This window comes from Microbacterium sp. (assembly GCF_051860965.1).
Lineage (GTDB): Bacteria > Actinomycetota > Actinomycetes > Actinomycetales > Microbacteriaceae > Microbacterium.
In genome coordinates this window covers 199,331-217,175 of record NZ_JBIMKU010000003.1, presented here as the reverse complement: position 1 = coordinate 217,175, position 17,845 = coordinate 199,331, and the positions used below count along the sequence as shown (strand labels likewise).

Annotated in this window: 8 protein-coding genes; 5 read left to right on the top strand and 3 right to left on the bottom strand. The window is 63.5% G+C overall.

What is annotated here, in order from left to right; translation table 11 throughout:
* Positions 1-146: 146 nt before the first annotated feature.
* On the bottom strand, positions 147-605 hold the full coding sequence (locus ACTIFV_RS06855) for a hypothetical protein (RefSeq protein WP_439592028.1): 459 nt from the start codon (positions 603-605) through the stop codon (positions 147-149).
* A gap of 499 nt (positions 606-1,104) precedes the next feature.
* On the opposite strand from ACTIFV_RS06855, the gene ACTIFV_RS06850 reads away from it, so the two are divergent.
* Positions 1,105-1,467: a DUF6578 domain-containing protein gene (locus ACTIFV_RS06850; protein WP_439592027.1), complete on the top strand. Its 363-nt coding sequence runs from the start codon at positions 1,105-1,107 to the stop codon at positions 1,465-1,467.
* Between the two features lie 118 nt (positions 1,468-1,585).
* On the opposite strand, the gene ACTIFV_RS06845 is transcribed toward ACTIFV_RS06850, so the two are convergent.
* A complete protein-coding gene (locus tag ACTIFV_RS06845) occupies positions 1,586-4,327 on the bottom strand; it encodes an AAA family ATPase (RefSeq protein WP_439592026.1) in 2,742 nt (913 codons plus the stop codon).
* Positions 4,328-4,598: 271 nt separating this feature from the next.
* Here ACTIFV_RS06845 and ACTIFV_RS06840 point away from each other — a divergent pair, with 271 nt between their 5' ends.
* Complete coding sequence (locus ACTIFV_RS06840; RefSeq protein ID WP_439592025.1) at positions 4,599-5,525, top strand: FRG domain-containing protein; 927 nt, start codon at positions 4,599-4,601, stop codon at positions 5,523-5,525.
* A gap of 45 nt (positions 5,526-5,570) precedes the next feature.
* Here ACTIFV_RS06840 and ACTIFV_RS06835 read toward each other — a convergent pair whose 3' ends face one another.
* Positions 5,571-7,589 carry a hypothetical protein gene (locus tag ACTIFV_RS06835; protein ID WP_439592024.1) on the bottom strand — a complete coding sequence of 673 codons (2,019 nt, stop codon included), beginning with the start codon at positions 7,587-7,589 and terminating at the stop codon, positions 5,571-5,573.
* A gap of 440 nt (positions 7,590-8,029) precedes the next feature.
* On the opposite strand from ACTIFV_RS06835, the gene ACTIFV_RS06830 reads away from it, so the two are divergent.
* The 3 genes from ACTIFV_RS06830 to ACTIFV_RS06820 are packed head-to-tail and all read left to right on the top strand — an operon-like array spanning position 8,030 to position 17,819.
* Positions 8,030-11,539 (top strand): helicase-related protein, encoded by a 3,510-nt coding sequence (locus ACTIFV_RS06830; RefSeq protein ID WP_439592023.1) that lies wholly within the window; start codon positions 8,030-8,032, stop codon positions 11,537-11,539.
* A 43-nt stretch (positions 11,540-11,582) separates the two neighbouring features.
* Positions 11,583-14,411, top strand: coding sequence for a DUF1156 domain-containing protein (locus tag ACTIFV_RS06825; RefSeq protein WP_439592022.1), 2,829 nt, complete (start codon positions 11,583-11,585; stop codon positions 14,409-14,411).
* Positions 14,412-14,417: 6 nt separating this feature from the next.
* Positions 14,418-17,819, top strand: a complete 3,402-nt coding sequence (locus ACTIFV_RS06820; RefSeq protein ID WP_439592021.1) for a DUF499 domain-containing protein — start codon at positions 14,418-14,420, stop codon at positions 17,817-17,819.
* The last annotated feature ends 26 nt before the right edge of the window (positions 17,820-17,845 follow it).

Sequence of the window (17,845 nt, the reverse complement as noted above, 5' to 3'; positions counted from 1 at the left end):
TGGCCGCTTGCGGTTGCCACACCGTCGATGCCGCCGAGGCTCCGCCCGATTGAGAGTGCGCATTCGAAGCGCCGGTCGGAGTCACGCGCCTTGCGAAGACGATCTATTGATCGCATCTCCAGCCGATTCACCGCGACTCCGGCCGCCTACTGAGCAGCTGCGGTGATGGCGAAGACCAGACTCGCGACCATCCACACGAAACCGATTGTGGTCAGCGCCCGGACGATCCACGAGTACTTTGCGATTCGACGCCACCCTCGAGATTGGGAGTCCACCGATTGGAGGATGTTCATAGAGTCGATGCCAGAGCGTTCGGCGAGAATTGCCTGCAGTTCGACAAGCGGGCGTTCACCCATCTTTACCAGGACTCGGTTCCGTTCATCGAGGAGCCAGAAGGCGGCCGACAAGAAGATCCCGGCTAGTGCGACTACCGCTGCCAGTGCGTAGCTCTTAAGTTCGAACAGTGCGCCGTACCCAGCTACCACGAGTGCAAAACCGATCAGATAGAGATTGATCCCGTGTACGCGTTGCTCGGCATGGATGGCGAACCATCCCCACGCGTGATCCAGTGCGGCACTTTCGGCGTCATTCAACCCACTCGACATGGTGCAAGTGTGGCGCACGATGAATCCTCGTTGGCGAACTGCAACGCCGATCAGGCCCGTCGTCGACCGCAGACTGTGTGCCTGGATGCGGACGGGCTCCGAAGTGAATCCCCGTTTGGTGTTTCCTCTGCTGGAGGATCTGGCCAAACCTCGACGACGAACGCGGCCCTGCCGGCGGTGGACACCGCGCCGGGCGGGGGATCGACAGCGCGCACGAAGACCGCGACTGATCAATGACCACTGAGGCGACAGCACTGAAGCGCTCATCGACCGCGCGATGGCCGCCAGCGGCAGGTGAAGCCTGCGTCAGCGATGCTCGCGACGTCTATCGGCTCCGCGAGTAGGTGCGCGGTGTCGCTCTCCCTTCTCGTGCTACCTCAAAATGCCTATCCACCTTGAGACAACTAGTCCGAAGCGCTGGACGGTGGAGGGTCCCCGACCGTTCGCTGTTGTGGCCCAGGTCCACGCCGCTCGATATCGAGGAAGTATGGTCTGAAGCGTGCGTGTTGAGATCACGGTCGGGGGCTGGGAGCACGACTGCTGCGGGCCGGAGATCGAGCGGTACCAGCGCGTACGGTGGACGTGTGTGACGAACCCCGATGGCGGCCTCGTCGAGACGCATCACGGCCTCGAGGGCTTCAAGACAACCGACGTGATCGGCACGATCGTCGATATCGAGCTGCTCAATCCCGACGGGTCACGGGTGCTCATCACACGCGTCCCCAGCGGCAGAGCACTGCGCGGTTTCGACGAGCTCGACGACGGTGAGCTTTTCGAGATGTATTCGGACCAACCGGCGAACGCGACCGGTAGGGAGTTGGCCGACCCGGAGTTCATCGTCACGCTCGAAGTGGATCGTTGACGGGTCGCCATTCGCACATCGGAAGGGACTGGAAGCTACGAAGCCGCAGTTCACCGGCACGGCGCTCGTAGGACCGGCCCAGCCCGTCGCACGCTGACCGCCCGACAATCGGCCGACTTTACAAATAGAACCCGCGCCCAGCACTCGGTGCCCCCACCACCGGCCCGGTGGCCATTGCAGCGCTGCGGTCGCGAGCCGCACGCCGCACCTCAGCCTCGGCCGCCCGCACGGCGTCCTGCATCGTCAGCTCTGGCGTACCGCGCCGCATCGAGTCAGCGACCCGCTCGCACGCCGCGACATCCGTCTGAGCCACCACGATCGCAAGGTTGTGCACCCGCCCGCGCGTGAGCCCCACGTAGAGGCCCGCGGCATCCACATCTGGCCCAACGACCGACGCATCAGCGGTGTCACCTTGCACCCCGTGCACGGTCGAAGCGTACGCGAGCTGCAGGTGGTCCCGCGCATACCCGTGCGAGACGCCCCGCAGCTCGCCGCTGTCTCGGACCGAAGCCAGTGATAGGCGGTCCTCATGAATCCCCACCACGACCCACTGAGCCCGGTTCTCGACGCCCGTAAACCGGTCGTTGCGGCGGGTCTGCACGGTGTCGCCGACGAGGATCCGCTGCTCCCCCATCCCCCACGCCATGACGGTCGCATCGAGTTCGCCGTGATCGACTCGGCGCTGCTGGATCGCCTCGTTGATCGCATCCGCCTCCGCGTTGGTCCCCGACACCAACGTCACCCGCTTGCCTCTCGCGTGCCAGTCGAAGTAGGCGGCGATCATCCGCTCTCGCGCTGCCTCGAGGTGGTCGACTCGCTCGACGTGGCCGCGGCGCACCAGATCCCGCGAGATTTCCAGCGCTCCGTCGCGATCGCCGGGGCTGCGCAGGCGCAACGTGAGAGCGGCGTACTCGGGATCGCGGAAACGATGCACCGTGTCGAGCTCGACGGCGGCATTCGCGTGCCGTATCGCGGATGCCATGGCCCCTGTATGCCCGACAGGTGACGCCTGATACGGATCACCCACGAACGCAACACCTACCCGCAGCGCGAGTGCGAGCTCGGTCAGCGCGTTCGCGGTGTCGAGGTCTACCATTCCGGCTTCATCCACGACGATCCGGTCCTCGGCTCGTAGCACCCAACGGGTCGGGCCGGCGTAGTCGGCTCCCAGGTCCGGATCGACATCACCATGGCGCAGTCGTGTCCACACCTTCGCGCCGGCGTCGTTGGTGCTCCATCGGTAGCCGTAATCGGCAAGCAGGGCGTGGATGCTCGATGCCGACGTCCCGATCTCCTGAGCCGCCACCGACGCTGCCTTACGTGTCGGTGCGACGACCAGCATCCGTCGTCGCTGCCTCGTAAGCGACTGGAACGCAACGCGAAGCATCGTCGTCTTTCCCGCGCCCGCGGGACCGGTCACCGTGACGAGCCCGTCCGTTCCCGCGATCACGCAAGCAGCAGCGGTCTGGGACGCATCCAGGGTCGAGACGTCGTTCTTCGATGAACCTCGCCGCAGCTCCCCGGGAAGGCGCGATCGCCCGGGCGCTGCGAGCGCATCCAGACGTCCGGCGAGCTGGAGCTTCGCGCGGACCGTCGCAGTCGCCATATATGTCTTCGCATGCGCGGGCGGGGCGTCCTTAATCAGCCTCGCGACGTTCGATCTAGCTCGCGCGCTGATCTGCTCGATGACGTCGTCGAGTTGAGCGCGAGGCGCAACGATGCCCGAGCGCGCGAGAGCGCGGGTTGCGCCGGCGCGGATGTCGAAGCGGCTGAATCGTCCTCCGGATGCCGTCGATCGCTGGTCAGCGTCGACGAGCGCTTGTGCGGCGAGCAGATCGATGTCGAGTACGTCGGGATCGACCGCCGTCAGGGGAACGGGTGATCGGTCGGCGACGAGGAGCGGATCAATCGCCTCGATCTCGTCGCGGACCATCGCTTCCCACGCTTGTTCGTCGAGATCAGTCGGCTTGTTCGGACGCGACACCGCCCACGCGCGCCGATCGATCTGGTGGAGGACGTCGACGCTCGGGGCCACTCCCCCATGCTCCGTCGACCACTCCGCGATGAGACGCGCACGGTTGGACTCGATCTGCGCCGAACGACGAGAGAGCGGGCGTACTGCTCCCGCGAGCTCGGCGATCTCGCCGGCGTCGTCGAGCGTGTACCCGTGGCGCGCGAGAGCAGCGATCCATTCCGGATCGGTGCGGGCGGCGAGCTCGCCCTCGGCGTTGATCACGGTATGCATCTTCATTGCGGCTCGCGAGTCGACGTTCGACCACTTGCCGTCGGCCCCCAGCACCTTGACGTTGAGCCAGAGGTGTCGATGGATGTGCGGATCGAGGGCGCGGGATCGGCGGTGCTGCAGCTCGACGACTTCGATGCGCGCGATGTCCTCGCGAATGAGCCCCCCGTGTCCGCGTCGCGCGTTGAGCTCCGTCTGCCACGTGAGCAGGATGCGGTCGCGCAGCCGATCCTGCAGCTCTTCGAACTCGGCAGCGAGTTCGGGATGCAGCAGCGCGGCGATGCTATAGGACTTCGGGTGATTGAGCGTGCCGTCGAGCAGCAGGTCAGCGTCGGGGCTCAGCCGCTGACGGCCGCGCTGCGCCCCCGAAATTGGGTCATGCCCCGCGAGCCAGACACGAAGGCCGCCAGCGGTGAGCTCATCCTTGCCGATCCTGCCGCTCGCGACGATGAATCGAGTGACGGTCGAATCGGATGCTTCGCTGTATGCCTCGAGCGCCTCGGCACCGGTAGCGCGCCGCAGATGGGCGTCACAAGTGCCCTCGAGCGCGTAGGAGATCGCCTGTCGGACTCCACCGGATCCGACACCCCGCTTCCACCGCTCAAGACCTCCGCGCATAATGCGAGGCTACGAACGTTTTTCCTCGCTATCCAGGTATTTTTGCGCGATGCCGGTGCCTGTCGTCAACTGGTTTCGAATGCGGGCGCTCACCATTGGTGCCTGCGTGCATTGCATTCCTCGATTGCATCCCTCGCTCGGTCATCGGCCAGGAGATCTTCGCGGGCTGGCTCCGCCTCCCACTCGCTCTCTGGCGGGAGTCGGAAGTGGCGAGTAGCCGCGTCGTCTCGCGTGCCTAGCGCTATGGTTCGTACAAACACGTGGGGGCCACATGTCAGGCGACCGTTGGAGAAACACTGGTTGGTATCTCTCACCAACCACCGCTGGGGCACTTCTTGCGGACATTGCGAGTATCGGCGCGTATAGCGAGAAGGCGAACTACGCGTGGCGAGGCATGAGAAGTATCGATTACGACTTTGTCTCTTCGCTCCACCGGACGAACCTGCAGGCAGGCGAAGACACTCTCCGCGCGCGTGAGTTGGCGATCTTGGACGAGGCTCGGTTGTGGGGGTTGGGCTACGGAACTGGAGGCTGGTCGACGGATCTGCAGTTGCTTGCCGACCTTCAGCACTACGGAACCAGTACCCGTCTCATCGATGTCACAAGCGACCCGATGACCGCGCTTTGGTTCGCATGCCAGGATGTGGGCGAACCAGGCTTCACAAACTCGGGGGTGCTCGTCGCGATCGACACTGCAGGTTGGCCGCGCTACGGGCGGAGCCAGCCTCCCGGGACGTGGAGTTCAGCGGGCGATCCCATGGGGTGGGAACTGAAGGAAGGCCTCGAAAGCGCGCACCCTTTCGTAGTCAACTCACTCCATCCGAACGACCGACTTCGCGCCCAGAATGGATACTTCATTGCTTCGCGCGTACCGAATAGGCCCGATGCTGACAGTCCATTCAAGGGCTTGAACCTCGAGTATCAAGAGGTACCGTCCAAGTATCCGCGCGCGCTTCTCGACGACATGCTGCACAACACACACCACGTGACCAGGCTACGAATTCCCTTTGTCGCAGTCAGAGTTCGTTCCGAACTGAAACCGAGGATCCGTCGTATCCTTGAGAACTCTTACAACCGCACCTCACAGGTCCTTTTCCCGGATTTCGCTGGATTTCGAGATTTCTCGGCGACGGCGGTTCCGAGGTCTAGCGAAGAAGAGATCGACGCGAAACGACCTCGACCACGGACTCCCCGGTAGTCGAGCAACGCGCTCACCCTGACCGAGTCCGCGGTTCAGTGCCGGCTATGACGACATCGTGGTCGTGAGGTGCTTGCCGATGTAGCCGACGTAGATCTTTCCCGTGTTATTGGTGTCGTCAAAGTAGTGCATACGAGGCGCGAACATGTCCCGGTGGGTGGGCTTGAAGTGTGCGTCCATCAGCACGAGCCCGGTTGGATCTACGTCCACCGGTACGGCGTGCACGCGCTCGGCGCGCCATTGCGAGTTTCCCAGTACTGAATCGCTCTCACGCCCCGCATGTCGTTGGGGATTGCACTTATGCCCATCGGCGGTGTCATCCGCTAGGTACATGTGGACATTGCCGGCGAAGAGGCCCGATGCACGCAGCTCTGCGTACTCGAAAAGAACCCGGACGTAATCCCAGAAGTCGCGCGCGTACTTCCCGTAGGGATCGCGCCGACCCACCTCGAGGACCGCGTCGAGCTTGCCGGTGAATAGAACCCGGTCCAAGGCACGGTGCTGACCTTCACCAGCAGTGAGACGTGCTACCAGTTCTTCGACGTCGGTTGGCGGCTCCCAATCCACCGAGGTGTCCGCAACGTAGAAGACCTGCGCGTCGCGGAGCTGACGCTTTAGGCGCTGATTCTCGTGGTCGAGTCGGCGAAGCTCATCGGCCATGATTGCCGACTCGAGATCTTCACTATCCATTGCCGCGCGCATCTCTTCCGCCTCACGGCGCAGGGACTCGTTCTCAGCGACAACTTCGTCGATTTGATCGGTAGCTACGGCGACCTCAGCGACCTGACCCTCGACGAACGCGTCCAGCTCCTCTAGCGATTCGCGCGAGACCTCCGACCGTTTGACCCACTTTTGTACCAGCCGACGAATCGTAGCGATGAATGCTTGGAAACCGCCGCCGCTCGCGCTAACAGACGCCGACGCTTGTGAAGGGGCTGCACTAGACGCCGCTGGTGGCGCAGCGCCTGTCGCGGCCTCGGCGTTAATCGTCGGACTTGGGTCATGGGCGTCTGCCCCTGGCGATGCTTCGACAGCCGGCAGCGTGGAGGCTGCCGGCTTGTCTGCGACTCTGCGTCGGACCTCTATTGCGCGAAGCTCAGCGCGCTCCGCTCGCGTCAGGAGGTCGATAGTGCGACGCGCGTCGGCTGGTACGCCGCGCTCCAATAAGCGCGCCCTCGGGCCGCGAGCGTGGATGGCGGGCAACCGCCCGCGAATACGTCCCTCGCGGATGGACCGTTCGAGCGTTGCCGGGCCAAGGAACCTGTGAGCGATGGCATCGTCGGGGTCTTCAAACCGTACGCCGGGCGCGAAGGTTCTAACTTGGCCGCCTGGAACACGGTGACCGGGCGGTAGGCGTCGATTCACACCCTCTACGGCGTCTGCATACACGACGAAGACGGTCGCCACACCGACGCTATACCGAGTGAGCTGGTCAACTATCTCGAGCCAACGAGCATCGACATCTGGCGTCAGCGACGACGCGACGATCACAGACATCGTGCGTCTGCCGTCAACGATCGCGTCGATAACCTCTGATTCGTCCCCTGCGCGAATCACACGAGGCGTACCTGTGATCTCGGTCGCCCCGTCGAGCACAGTGATATCGCCAAGAATCTGGCGGACGATGTTAGGTGTCGCAACTCCGTCTATTGCTCGTTCGGTGGTGGCGCTGTCGCGGGCGCCCTCGATCACGATGTGTCCCGCGTTCGGAAAAGCCGCAGCAAACAGAGAGATCTCGAATCGACCGCCCGGATTCCGATCGATCAATCGATAGAGGCGACGTTGTGTGTGGCCCGGTTCACCGAGGTCGACGACCACAATGGACAGATGTTCGTTGAATGCACGAGACGACGCTCCGTCCCAATTGTCTAGTGCACCGGGCGCCCCGAGCTTCTGAGTCAGCCACGCTCGCACGTTCCGCTCTGACACAACCACCGCGTCATCGCCGACAAGTCGGAAGACAGTGCGGTACCCGACCGTGGCCTGGTCGGGTGGCCGCATGGGAAGAGCGAGTGCTGTCTCGATTGAGTGGTCGCTCCTCGCATCTGATCGACCGATGCTCATCCCGAGCCCTCCTGTGTCTCGCGTCCAGTGACCCCAGCGTAGAACGATCTTCCCGGGCCGTTAGGCTCGGACACACCTGGGCACCATCGGCCCAATCTGCAAGGAAGAGGCGCATGGCTGAGCCGCAAACGACTCTCTGCGAACGTGCAGAGTCACGCCGGGGAAGTAGACGTCGTGTACCTGAGTCGCCGACGCCAGCAGCCCGCGCAACGCGCCATCGCGGTTCGAGATCTTTGGGCTCGCTACGTAGAGGGGTGACAGTTTCTCGGGTCATCGCAACTGATGCCCTCAGCGCAGTCGGCGGCGAGGTGTAGCCTGATCGACTTGCCAATTTCCAAGGAAGGGATCGCGTGGACGGATCCACACTAACGCTCGCTTCATTGCGGGCTGGCCAGCGCCTCCGCGGCGTTCTACCCGGGCAGCCGGTGACGCTTGTCGGAGTGACGCCGCTAGACGATGCGCTCGTCGAGATCTTCTTCCGCGATGACTCCGGCCGCACCGGCGAGCGGATGATCACCGATGCGGATGCCGGCAAGCTCGAGCTGGTGACCGAGCTGGGCAACGCGCCCGCGTTCGACGGCGACCCTGATGAGTTCCGCCTTGCGGCTGAGGCGTTACGCATCAAGTACGCCGCACTCTACGACCCGATGGCGGCGGTGAACAGTTCGGATGTCGATCCGTTGCCGCACCAGATCCGCGCGGTATACGAGGAACTCCTTCCGCGAATCCCGCTGCGGTTCTTGCTCGCGGACGATCCCGGCGCCGGCAAGACGATCATGGCCGGCCTCTACCTCAAGGAGCTCATCCTTCGCGCCGACTGCGAACGAGCGCTGATCGTTGCCCCTGGCGGTCTCGTGGAGCAGTGGCGGGAAGAGCTGTCGCAGAAGTTCGACCTCTCATTCGAGATATTCAACCGTCAGATGGTCGACGACGCGCAGGGTCGCAACGTGTTCGCGGAGCACCCGTTCCTGATCGCACGGATGGACCAGCTTTCCCGCAGCGACGACCTGATCGAGCAGCTCTCCGACGTCGCCTGGGACGCTGTCGTGGTCGACGAGGCGCATCGCATGTCGGCGCACTACTCGTCGTGGGCCGGTCAGGTCGACGAGACGAAGCGTTTTCGGCTTGGGCGGCTGCTCGCCGAGACCGCACACAACTTCCTCCTAATGACCGCGACCCCGCACGCGGGCAAGGAGGAGGACTTCCAGCTGTTCATGTCGCTGCTCGACCGTGACCGGTTTGAGGGGCAGTTCCGTGCCGGCGTCCACCGCACCGACACCCGTGGCCTGATGCGGCGCATGGTGAAGGAAGAGCTCCTCACCTTCGAGGGCAAGCCTCTGTTCCCAGAACGCCGCGCTTACACGGTGGAGTACGAGCTCAGCGACCCCGAACGCGAGCTCTACGAACTGGTGACCGCCTACGTGCGCACTGAGATGGGCCGCGCGGAACGCCTCGCACAGGCTGGCGACAAGAAGCGTGGCAACAATGTGGGATTCGCGCTCACCGTGCTGCAGCGACGCCTCGCTTCGAGCCCCGAAGCCATTCTCCGATCACTCGAGCGACGCCAGGCGCGACTCGAGACACGTCTTCGAGAGTGGCAACGCGCGACCGACGAGGCGCGATACAGCACCTCGATGACGGCGACGATCGACGAGTGGTCGACTGGCCGTGTCGCACTCGACTTCGAGGACGCCTCCGCCTCGGTCTCGAGCTTCGACCCCGACGAGTTCGACGACCTCGACGAAGAGGTCGCCGAAGAGGAGCGCGCCCAGTTCGAGGCGCATGTCGATGAGGTCGTCGACCTCGCCACCGCCGCCAAGTCGATCGGCGAACTCCGCGCAGAGATCTCGATCCTCGAGGACCTCATCGACGTCGCCCGACGCGTCCGACTGCTCGACGACGACAAGAAGTGGGTGCAGCTCCGCACCATCCTCGACGAACAGCTCCTCGTCCACGATGACTCGGGCGAACCGCGCAAGATCATCATCTTTACCGAGCACAAAGACACCCTCGACTACCTTCGGCAGAAGATCACGACGCAACTGGGTCGCCCCGAGTCGGTCATCACGATTCACGGCGGCACCCGCCGAGAAGACCGCAAAGCGGCACGCGAACAGTTCACCTACGACCGCAACACTGTCGTACTGCTGGCGACGGATGCCGCGGGTGAAGGACTCAACCTGCAGCGTGCGCACCTCATGGTCAACTACGACCTGCCGTGGAACCCGAATCGCATCGAGCAGCGCTTCGGCCGCATTCACCGAATCGGCCAACGCGAGGTGTGCCACCTGTGGAACATGGTGGCGAAAGACACACGCGAAGGGGACGTGTTCACCCGGTTGCTGTCGAAGATCGACCAGATGGCGATCGCGTACAACGGCAACCTGTTCAACGTGCTCGGCGACGCAGATGCCTTCCAAGAGAAGTCACTCCGAGAACTCCTGATCGAAGCCATCCGGTACGGCGACGAACCTGAACGCAAGGCTGAACTCGACCGTGTCATCGACGCGAGCGTCGCCCACGGCCTCGACACGATGGTGGCTGAGCGCGCTCTGCACCCAGAGATGTACTCCTCATTGAATCTTGAAGAGATCCGTGGCCGCATGGAAAAGGCTCGCGAACGACGACTTCAGCCCGGGTATATCGCGGCGTTCTTCCTCCCCGCCTTCGAACGGCTCGGAGGCCGCGTTCGAAAGCGAGAGAAGGGCCGCTACGAAATCACCCGCGTGCCGCAGCGCGTCATCGATGCCGCGCGCAGACTCAACCGGTGGGCTCCCGTGCCGGAACGGTACGAGCGCGTCACCTTCGAGACCGCATTGGTCCGACCCGAGAATCAGCCACAGGCCGCGCTCCTCGCCCCCGGCCACCCGCTATTGCAAGCGGTCATCGAACTCAACATCGAAGACCTCGGCCCCGTGCTCAAGCGAGGAACGGTGTTCGTCGACCGCCGCCAACAGCAATCCGAACGCACGGCGTTGCTGTACGCGGTCGAGCAGCGCATCCAGAACGCCACCACCGACGCCGACACTGTGTCGCACCACTTCGACTACCCCGTCCTCGACACCATGGGGACTGTGACGCTCGCCTCCGCGCCTCCATACCTCGATTACGACGCGCCACGCCCTGACGAGGCTCAAGCACTCTCGGTAATCCTGGCGGACGAGTGGGCGAAGAGCGACCACGAACGCTCCATCCGCGCGTGGGCGTACCGCGACGGACTCGCACCCCGTATGGACGAACTCGCGACGCGCATCACCGCGGACGTCGACCGCACCCGCGTGCAGGTCAAGGAACGTCTCCTCGCCGAGATCAACCACTGGGACCGCGAGCACAATCGCCTCGAGGCACTCGAACGCGCGGGAACCATCGGTCGGTTCCGCGCGGAAACAGCGCTCCAACGAGCTCGCCAGCTCGACGAGCGACTCGACAAACGGCTCCGCGCTCTCGATGAGAGCACTCAGCTTGTCGCACTTCCGGCGGTCGTCCGCGGATCAGCACTCGTCGTGCCGAGCCAACGACTGTCGACTGGCGACGAGGATGCCGCGCCCCAGACCTTCGCGCGCAACACCGAACTCGTCGAGCGCCGAGCCGTGGAGGCCGTCCTCGCTGCCGAGCGCGCAGTCGGTCGCACGCCCCATGAGATGCCCCGGAACAACCCCGGGTACGACATCCAGTCGTTCGATGCCGACGGGCGCACCCACTACATCGAAGTGAAGGGTCGGATCGAGGGGTCCGACACATTCACCATCACGACGAACGAAGTCACCTTTGCCCAGACACAAGGTGACCGCCACCGACTCGCACTCGTACTTGTGTCACCGGATGGCGAGAGCCAGGACCGACTTCACTACGTGCTCGACGCCTTCAACCACATCGAGCCGTCCACCACTACGCGGTCCTACAACGAGGAGTGGCGCGACTACTGGGACCGCGGAGGCCCCCCGCGATGAACGATTACCCCGAATCCGAAACAACGCCAGCGAGAGAAACAACATGACCGCCACCCCAAGAAGAAAGCTCATCGAAGTCTCGCTGCCACTCGAGGCGATCAACGCCGAAGCGTCTCGGGAGAAGTCCATCCGTCACGGCCACCCGTCGGGACTGCACCAATACTGGGCACGACGCCCCCTCGCCGCGGCTCGAGCAGTGCTGTTTGCACAACTCGTCGACGACCCCTCATCGCATCCAGACGAGTTTCCCACGACAGCTGCCCAGGATGGGGAGCGGGCCCGACTCCATGCTCTGCTTGAGCAGCTCGTTCTCTGGCAGAACAGCAACAACGAGAGCTTGCTCCGACAGGCGCGCGCAGAGATCCGCAAGAGCAACGACGGCAAGCTCCCTGCGATTCTCGATCCGTTCGCAGGTGGAGGTGCGATCCCGCTTGAAGCTCAGCGCCTCGGCCTCGAGGCCCATGCAAGCGATCTCAACCCGCTCGCGGTCCTAATCAACAAGGCACTCATTGAGATTCCGCCAAAATTCGCGGGCCTGTCGCCAGTGTTCCCTGGCGCGGCCTCTACTCGCAACGGGTGGTCACGAGTAGATGGCTTCGCCGAGGACGTTCGACGGTACGGCGACTGGATGCTTGACAGAGCCGAGAAACAGATCGGCTCGCAATACCCGCGGGCGGTCGCTCCCGACGGCACGGAACATACCGTAATTGCTTGGCTCTGGGCGAGAGCGATTAATTGCCCGAGCCCTGCGTGTGGGATTTCGACTCCGCTCGTGAAGTCCTGGTGGCTTAGCAAGCGGAAAGGTCAGGAAGCCTTTCTCTCGCCCACGGTTGTCGACGACGAATCAGTCCCTGGCGGCCGGAGGGTCGCATTCTCGATCAGCTATGACATGACGGCTGCCCCCTCGGCCGGAGACGACGGGACCGTGGGAAGGAAAGGGGCGAAGTGTGTCGCATGCGAGACCGCGATACCTCTTGCCCACGTGCGCTCTGAAGCACAAGCAGGTCGAATGGCGGCCCAGCTCACCACGGTTGTTGCCGAAGGTGAGCGCAGGCGGTTGTATCTTGAGCCAACCGCCGAGCACCTCGCGGCAGCGAGTGTTGCCCGTCCCAACAACGTTCCCATCGGGTCACTCCCGCCCCACAGCCTTAGTCCAAATAGCAACCAGACCGTCAGAATCTACGGCTTCGAGGAGTTCGTCGATCTCTTCACTCCTCGCCAACTGGTGGCACTCACGACGCTAAGTGACCTCGTCACGGAAGTTAGAGCAAAGATCCTGCACGACGGCTTAGCTATCGGGCTACCGCGCGGTGGGCGTCTTGAAGGCGGCGGTGACGGCGCCGATGCATATGCGGACGCCGTTGCCACGATCCTTGCATTTGCGATCGACAAGCAGGCGGATCTAGGGAACGCTCTCTGCCGGTGGGAACCGAACGCACAGTGTCCCAGACAGCTCTTCGCTAGGCAGAACATTCCGATGGTTTGGGACTACGCGGAGTCGAATCCTTTTTCGTCATCTTCTGGGTCGTTCAAGGTCATCATCAGCGGAATCGAGAAGGCGCTGCGCTCCCCGGCTTTCGGAGCATCCAACGTCCCAGCGGGGCCGGTGGTTGCGGCAGACGCCGCTGCGCGAGATTACGACGGGGTGGTTGTATCCACCGACCCCCCCTATTACGACAACATCGGCTACTCCGACTTGTCCGACTTCTTCTACATCTGGCTCCGACGATCGCTTGAGAGCGTTTACCCGTCGCTGTTCGCGACCATGCTGGTACCGAAGGCAGAAGAGCTTGTCGCAAACCCGCATCGTATGGGGAGGGAAGCCGACGCCTTCTTCATACGCGGGTTCAACTCGGTCTTCCAGCGAATCAGAGCGGGATACGAAGGCGACGATGATCGATTGCTCACGGTCTACTACGCCTATAAGCAGCAGGAGTCCGACGCGGAGGGAACCACATCGTCTGGCTGGCACACGCTGCTGGACGGATTGGTCAACGCTGGCTGGATAATCACCGCAACCTGGCCAATGCGAACCGAAACCTCGAGTCGATTGATCGCGAGCGGCGCAAATGCGCTCGCGTCGTCGATCGTCCTCGCCTGCCGTCCTCGTGGCGCTGACGCGCCAACGGCTACGCGCAGGTCGTTCGTCGCCGAACTGAAGTCCGAGTTGCCAGAGGCTTTACGAACGTTGATTCAAGGCTCCATCGCGCCAGTCGATCTTGCCCAGGCTGCGATCGGCCCGGGCATCTCAGTGTTCTCACGCTACTCACGTGTGCGCGAAGCCGATGGCTCAGACATGAGCGTGCGAGACGCGTTGCTACTCATCAACTCGACGCTCGACGAAGTCATTGGCGAGCAGGAGTCCGACTTCGACCCCGACACTCGGTTCGCCGTCAAGTGGTACCGGCAGTACGGCTGGATTCAGGAGAACTCAGGAATCGCCGACCAACTGGCGCGCTCGTCCGACACGTCAATTGGGGCGCTCGAGCGCGGGGGAATCTTCGAGGCGAAGGGCGGGAGGGCACGCCTTCTCTCACCCACTCAACTCGAGAACGAATGGGATATTGGCGCCGATGAGCACGTCAGCGTTTGGGAGGCGACCGTGCGCCTTGCGGCGGTCATGGCGAAGCACGGTGCCGACGAAGTCGCGGGGCTGCTCCCACTGGTGCAGACGCGAGTAAGTCTCGACGCGGTAAAGGAGCTTGGTTTCCTCCTCTTCCACGAGGCCGAAAAGAAGCGCGACACCAAGGACGCCCTCCTCTTCAACGGATTGGTGAGTGCGTGGGGCGATGTGAACGAGCAGGCACAAAAACACGCCGGTTCTCTCCGATCGGTTCAGCAAGCATTTGACTTCGATGAGGAAGAGGGCTGATCGGCCATGGCTATCAATAACCACGAGCGGCTCTACAAGGCTTTTAGCATCCTCGCTGAGGGGCTGGAAGACGTCGTCGATGAAGTCATGACCCATGCACTCGGCACGGCGGACTGGCCGACCAAGTGGGCGAGGGAGGACGCCGAGAGAAGTGGGCGCCCCATACAAGCCCTCTCCAAGGACGACGTCCAAGTGCAGCTTCGTGCGATCACTGAGAAGGGCTACCAGTTCAAAGACGTGCTATCACGGGCCCAGCAGGGATTCGGTTCTGAGCTGCGCGAAGTGCGCAACAACGTAATGCACGGCCAAGCACGACAGATCAGTTCCGACGACACCGCTCGCGCACTCGACACGATGGAGCGTCTGCTCATCGCGGTCGGAGCGGTGGACTCCGCGAAGGACATTCGAAGCATGCGTATCGACCTTCAGCGCACCGTCTTCGAGGACCAGACACGCAAGCAGGTCAAGAAAACGACGGTCTCCCTCGACCCGGGTTCGGGTTTACGGCCGTGGCGTGAGGTGATCCGCCCGCACGACGACGTAGCACGGGGCGAGTTCACAGCATCCGAGTTCGCGGCAGACCTACATCTGGTGCGCACCGGGCAGGCAACGAGCCCCGAGTACGGCGACCCGGTCGAGTTCTTCACCCGCACGTACCTCACCGAGGGTCTGCGAGATCTGCTTTCGCGCGCGCTCCGACGCGTGGGCGGCGAGGACGGAAACGCGAGCCCGGTCGTCAATCTGCAGACCAATTTCGGAGGCGGCAAAACGCACTCCATGCTCGCTCTCTACCACCTCTTCAGCGGCACGCCCGCGAAGGACTTCCCACAGGAACTGCAGGAGCTCATCGCCAAGACCGGGAACCCGGACCTTGCGGCGCTGGGCGTGAAGCGCGTCGCGCTCGTCGGCACTTACTTGAAGGCAGGATCCCCGCTCGTCAAAGACGACGGCACCGAGGTCCGAACACTCTGGGGCGAGCTCGCCTGGCAGCTCGGCGGTCGTGAAGCGTACGACCTGATCGCTGAAGACGATCGAGCTGGGACGAATCCGGGTGAGGCGCTGCGGACGCTGATCGCGAAGTATTCACCGGCGCTGATCCTGATCGACGAGTGGGTCGCGTATGCGCGACAGCTCGTCACCGACAAGGAGCTCCCGTCAGGCTCGTTCGAGACGCAGTTCACGTTCGCGCAGTCCCTGACCGAGGTTGTCCGATCGGTTCCGGGAGCGATGCTCGTCGTCTCGATCCCGGCATCCGACACCGGGGAGGCGGGCAGCGGAAGCGACATCGAGATTGGTGGAGCCAACGGTCAGCTTGCGCTGGAGCGGCTTCAGAACGTGATCCGCCGCGTCGCCGATCAGTGGCGGCCGTCGAGCAAGGATGAGTCCTTTGAGATCGTCCGCCGACGCCTCTTCCAGGCACCGAACGCGGAGGGCCTCACGACAATCTCGGCCGTGGCCCGCAGCTTCGTCACTCTGTATCGAAGCAACACCGCCCTGTTCCCGCGGGATGCCGCAGCCCCAAGCGACGATTACGAACAACGCATTCGTGCGTCGTATCCGCTCCACCCCGAGTTGCTGGACCGTCTTTACGAGGACTGGTCCACGCTGGAGCGCTTTCAGCGCACCCGCGGCGTTCTCAAGCTCGTGTCGTCGATCGTCCACGAGCTGTGGGCAACCAACGACACGTCGCCGTTGATCCTCCCCGGCAACGTGCCTCTGGAGGCGGCGAACGTCAACACCGACCTCACCCAGTACCTCGAGGACCAGTGGAAGCCGATCATCGACTCAGACATCGACGGCCCGGGGTCGATGGCGCAGCAGATCGACCTGGACCGCCCCAACTTGGGGCAGAGGTTCGTGACGCAGCGGATCGCGCGAACGATCTTCATGGGCGCCGCCCCGCGGATCAAGGCGTCGCGGAAGGGCTTGGATAAGCAGTACGTCTGGCTCGGAACCGCAGCTCCCGGGGACACGCTTGGCAACTTCGGCAGTGCTATCGAGCTGCTCGCTCAGCGGTCGACCTACTTCTACGAGGAGCAGGGCCACTATTGGTTCGACACTCAGCCGTCGGTAACGAAGACCGCGAACGACTATGCCGAGCGACTCCGCGAAGACGTCGAGACCGTGTGGAACGAAATCACCGAGCGACTTCGCAGCGAGGAACGTACGCGCGGTGTCTTCGATCGGGTGCATATTGCACCGGCATCCAGCGCGGACATCCCCGACCTCGAAGACGCGCGACTGGTGATCGCTCACCCGCGCCACTCGCGGCGGAAGTCGGACGGCGCCGACTCGTCCGCCCATCAGTGGGTGCGCGACGCAATCGAGACCAAGGGCGCCAGCCAGCGTGTGCACCGCAACACCCTCGTCTTCCTCGTCGCAGACAAGAGCGAGCTGGAGAGCCTCGAGGCCGCATCGCGTAGTTACCTCGCATGGAAGCGTGTGCAGGCCACCAGCGAGAGCCTCAACCTGTCGGTACAGCAGCGCAAGCAGACCGACGACTGGGTTACGCGTCTCGACCGGACCGTGTCGGACCGGATCCGCGACACTTTCGTGTGGGCGGTGTACCCCGAGCAGTTCGACGCCACTAAGCCCTTCGAGCTGATCACGGACAAAGTGCCTGACTCGAGCGGCCGATCCCTCGCTGAGCGCGTGGCCGCGAAGCTGTCGCGCGAGGACCAGCTCGTCACCGAGCTCGGTGCACCGATTCTCGGCGCGACCCTCCATCAGGAGCTCGGACAACTCTGGCGTGACAAGGGCGAGCTCAGCGTCGGCGAACTGTGGGGTTACTTCACCCGGTACGTGTACTTGCCGCGGCTCGTTCGCCGGGAGACTCTCGACTCCGCGATCGAACGGTCGCTGAACTCCGTCCTCGTCGACGGCGAGAAGTTCGCGATCGCGATGGCGAAGGACACCGAGGCCGGCCGCTACCGCGGGCTGATCGTGCCTCCAGCGCACAACACCGCGATCCAGGTGACCGACAGCACGCTACTTGTGGACTGGAGCACGGCGGACGAGCAGGCATCCGCTGATCGCATCGCCGCGGCGCGTGAAGCGGCCATCCGAGCTGCCGAAGCGGGCTCGGACCAGGTCGGGCCGATCGACATTGTCTTGCCTGACGTTGAGGCCGAGGAGTCAACCCCGACGAGCGAAGACTTCGCGGCGCCGCGACGACCGAGTCGCTACTTCGGCTCTGTGAAGGTCGACCCGGATCGGTACTCGAGGGACATCGGCAACGTGACCCGAGAGATCATAGATCGCCTCGCGGGCGCCGGCGCGAAGCTCGAGATCACTATCGACATCCAGGCCAGCAAGAGCGACGGTTTCGACGAGAGTGAGGTGCGGACGATCTCCGAGAACGCACGCGTGCTCAAGTTCGACCCGAGCTCCGGCTTCGAAGGCGCCTAACAGTGTTGGACGCCAGGGTCGTGCGA

Excerpts from the sequence above, each read along its gene's own strand:
- ACTIFV_RS06840 (WP_439592025.1), top strand. The coding sequence starts at position 4,599 with ATGTCAGGCGACCGTTGGAGAAACACTGGTTGGTATCTCTCACCAACC.
- ACTIFV_RS06855 (WP_439592028.1), bottom strand. The coding sequence starts at position 605 with ATGTCGAGTGGGTTGAATGACGCCGAAAGTGCCGCACTGGATCACGCG.
- ACTIFV_RS06845 (WP_439592026.1), bottom strand. The coding sequence starts at position 4,327 with ATGCGCGGAGGTCTTGAGCGGTGGAAGCGGGGTGTCGGATCCGGTGGA.
- ACTIFV_RS06820 (WP_439592021.1), top strand. The coding sequence starts at position 14,418 with ATGGCTATCAATAACCACGAGCGGCTCTACAAGGCTTTTAGCATCCTC.
- ACTIFV_RS06835 (WP_439592024.1), bottom strand. The coding sequence starts at position 7,589 with ATGAGCATCGGTCGATCAGATGCGAGGAGCGACCACTCAATCGAGACA.
- ACTIFV_RS06825 (WP_439592022.1), top strand. The coding sequence starts at position 11,583 with ATGACCGCCACCCCAAGAAGAAAGCTCATCGAAGTCTCGCTGCCACTC.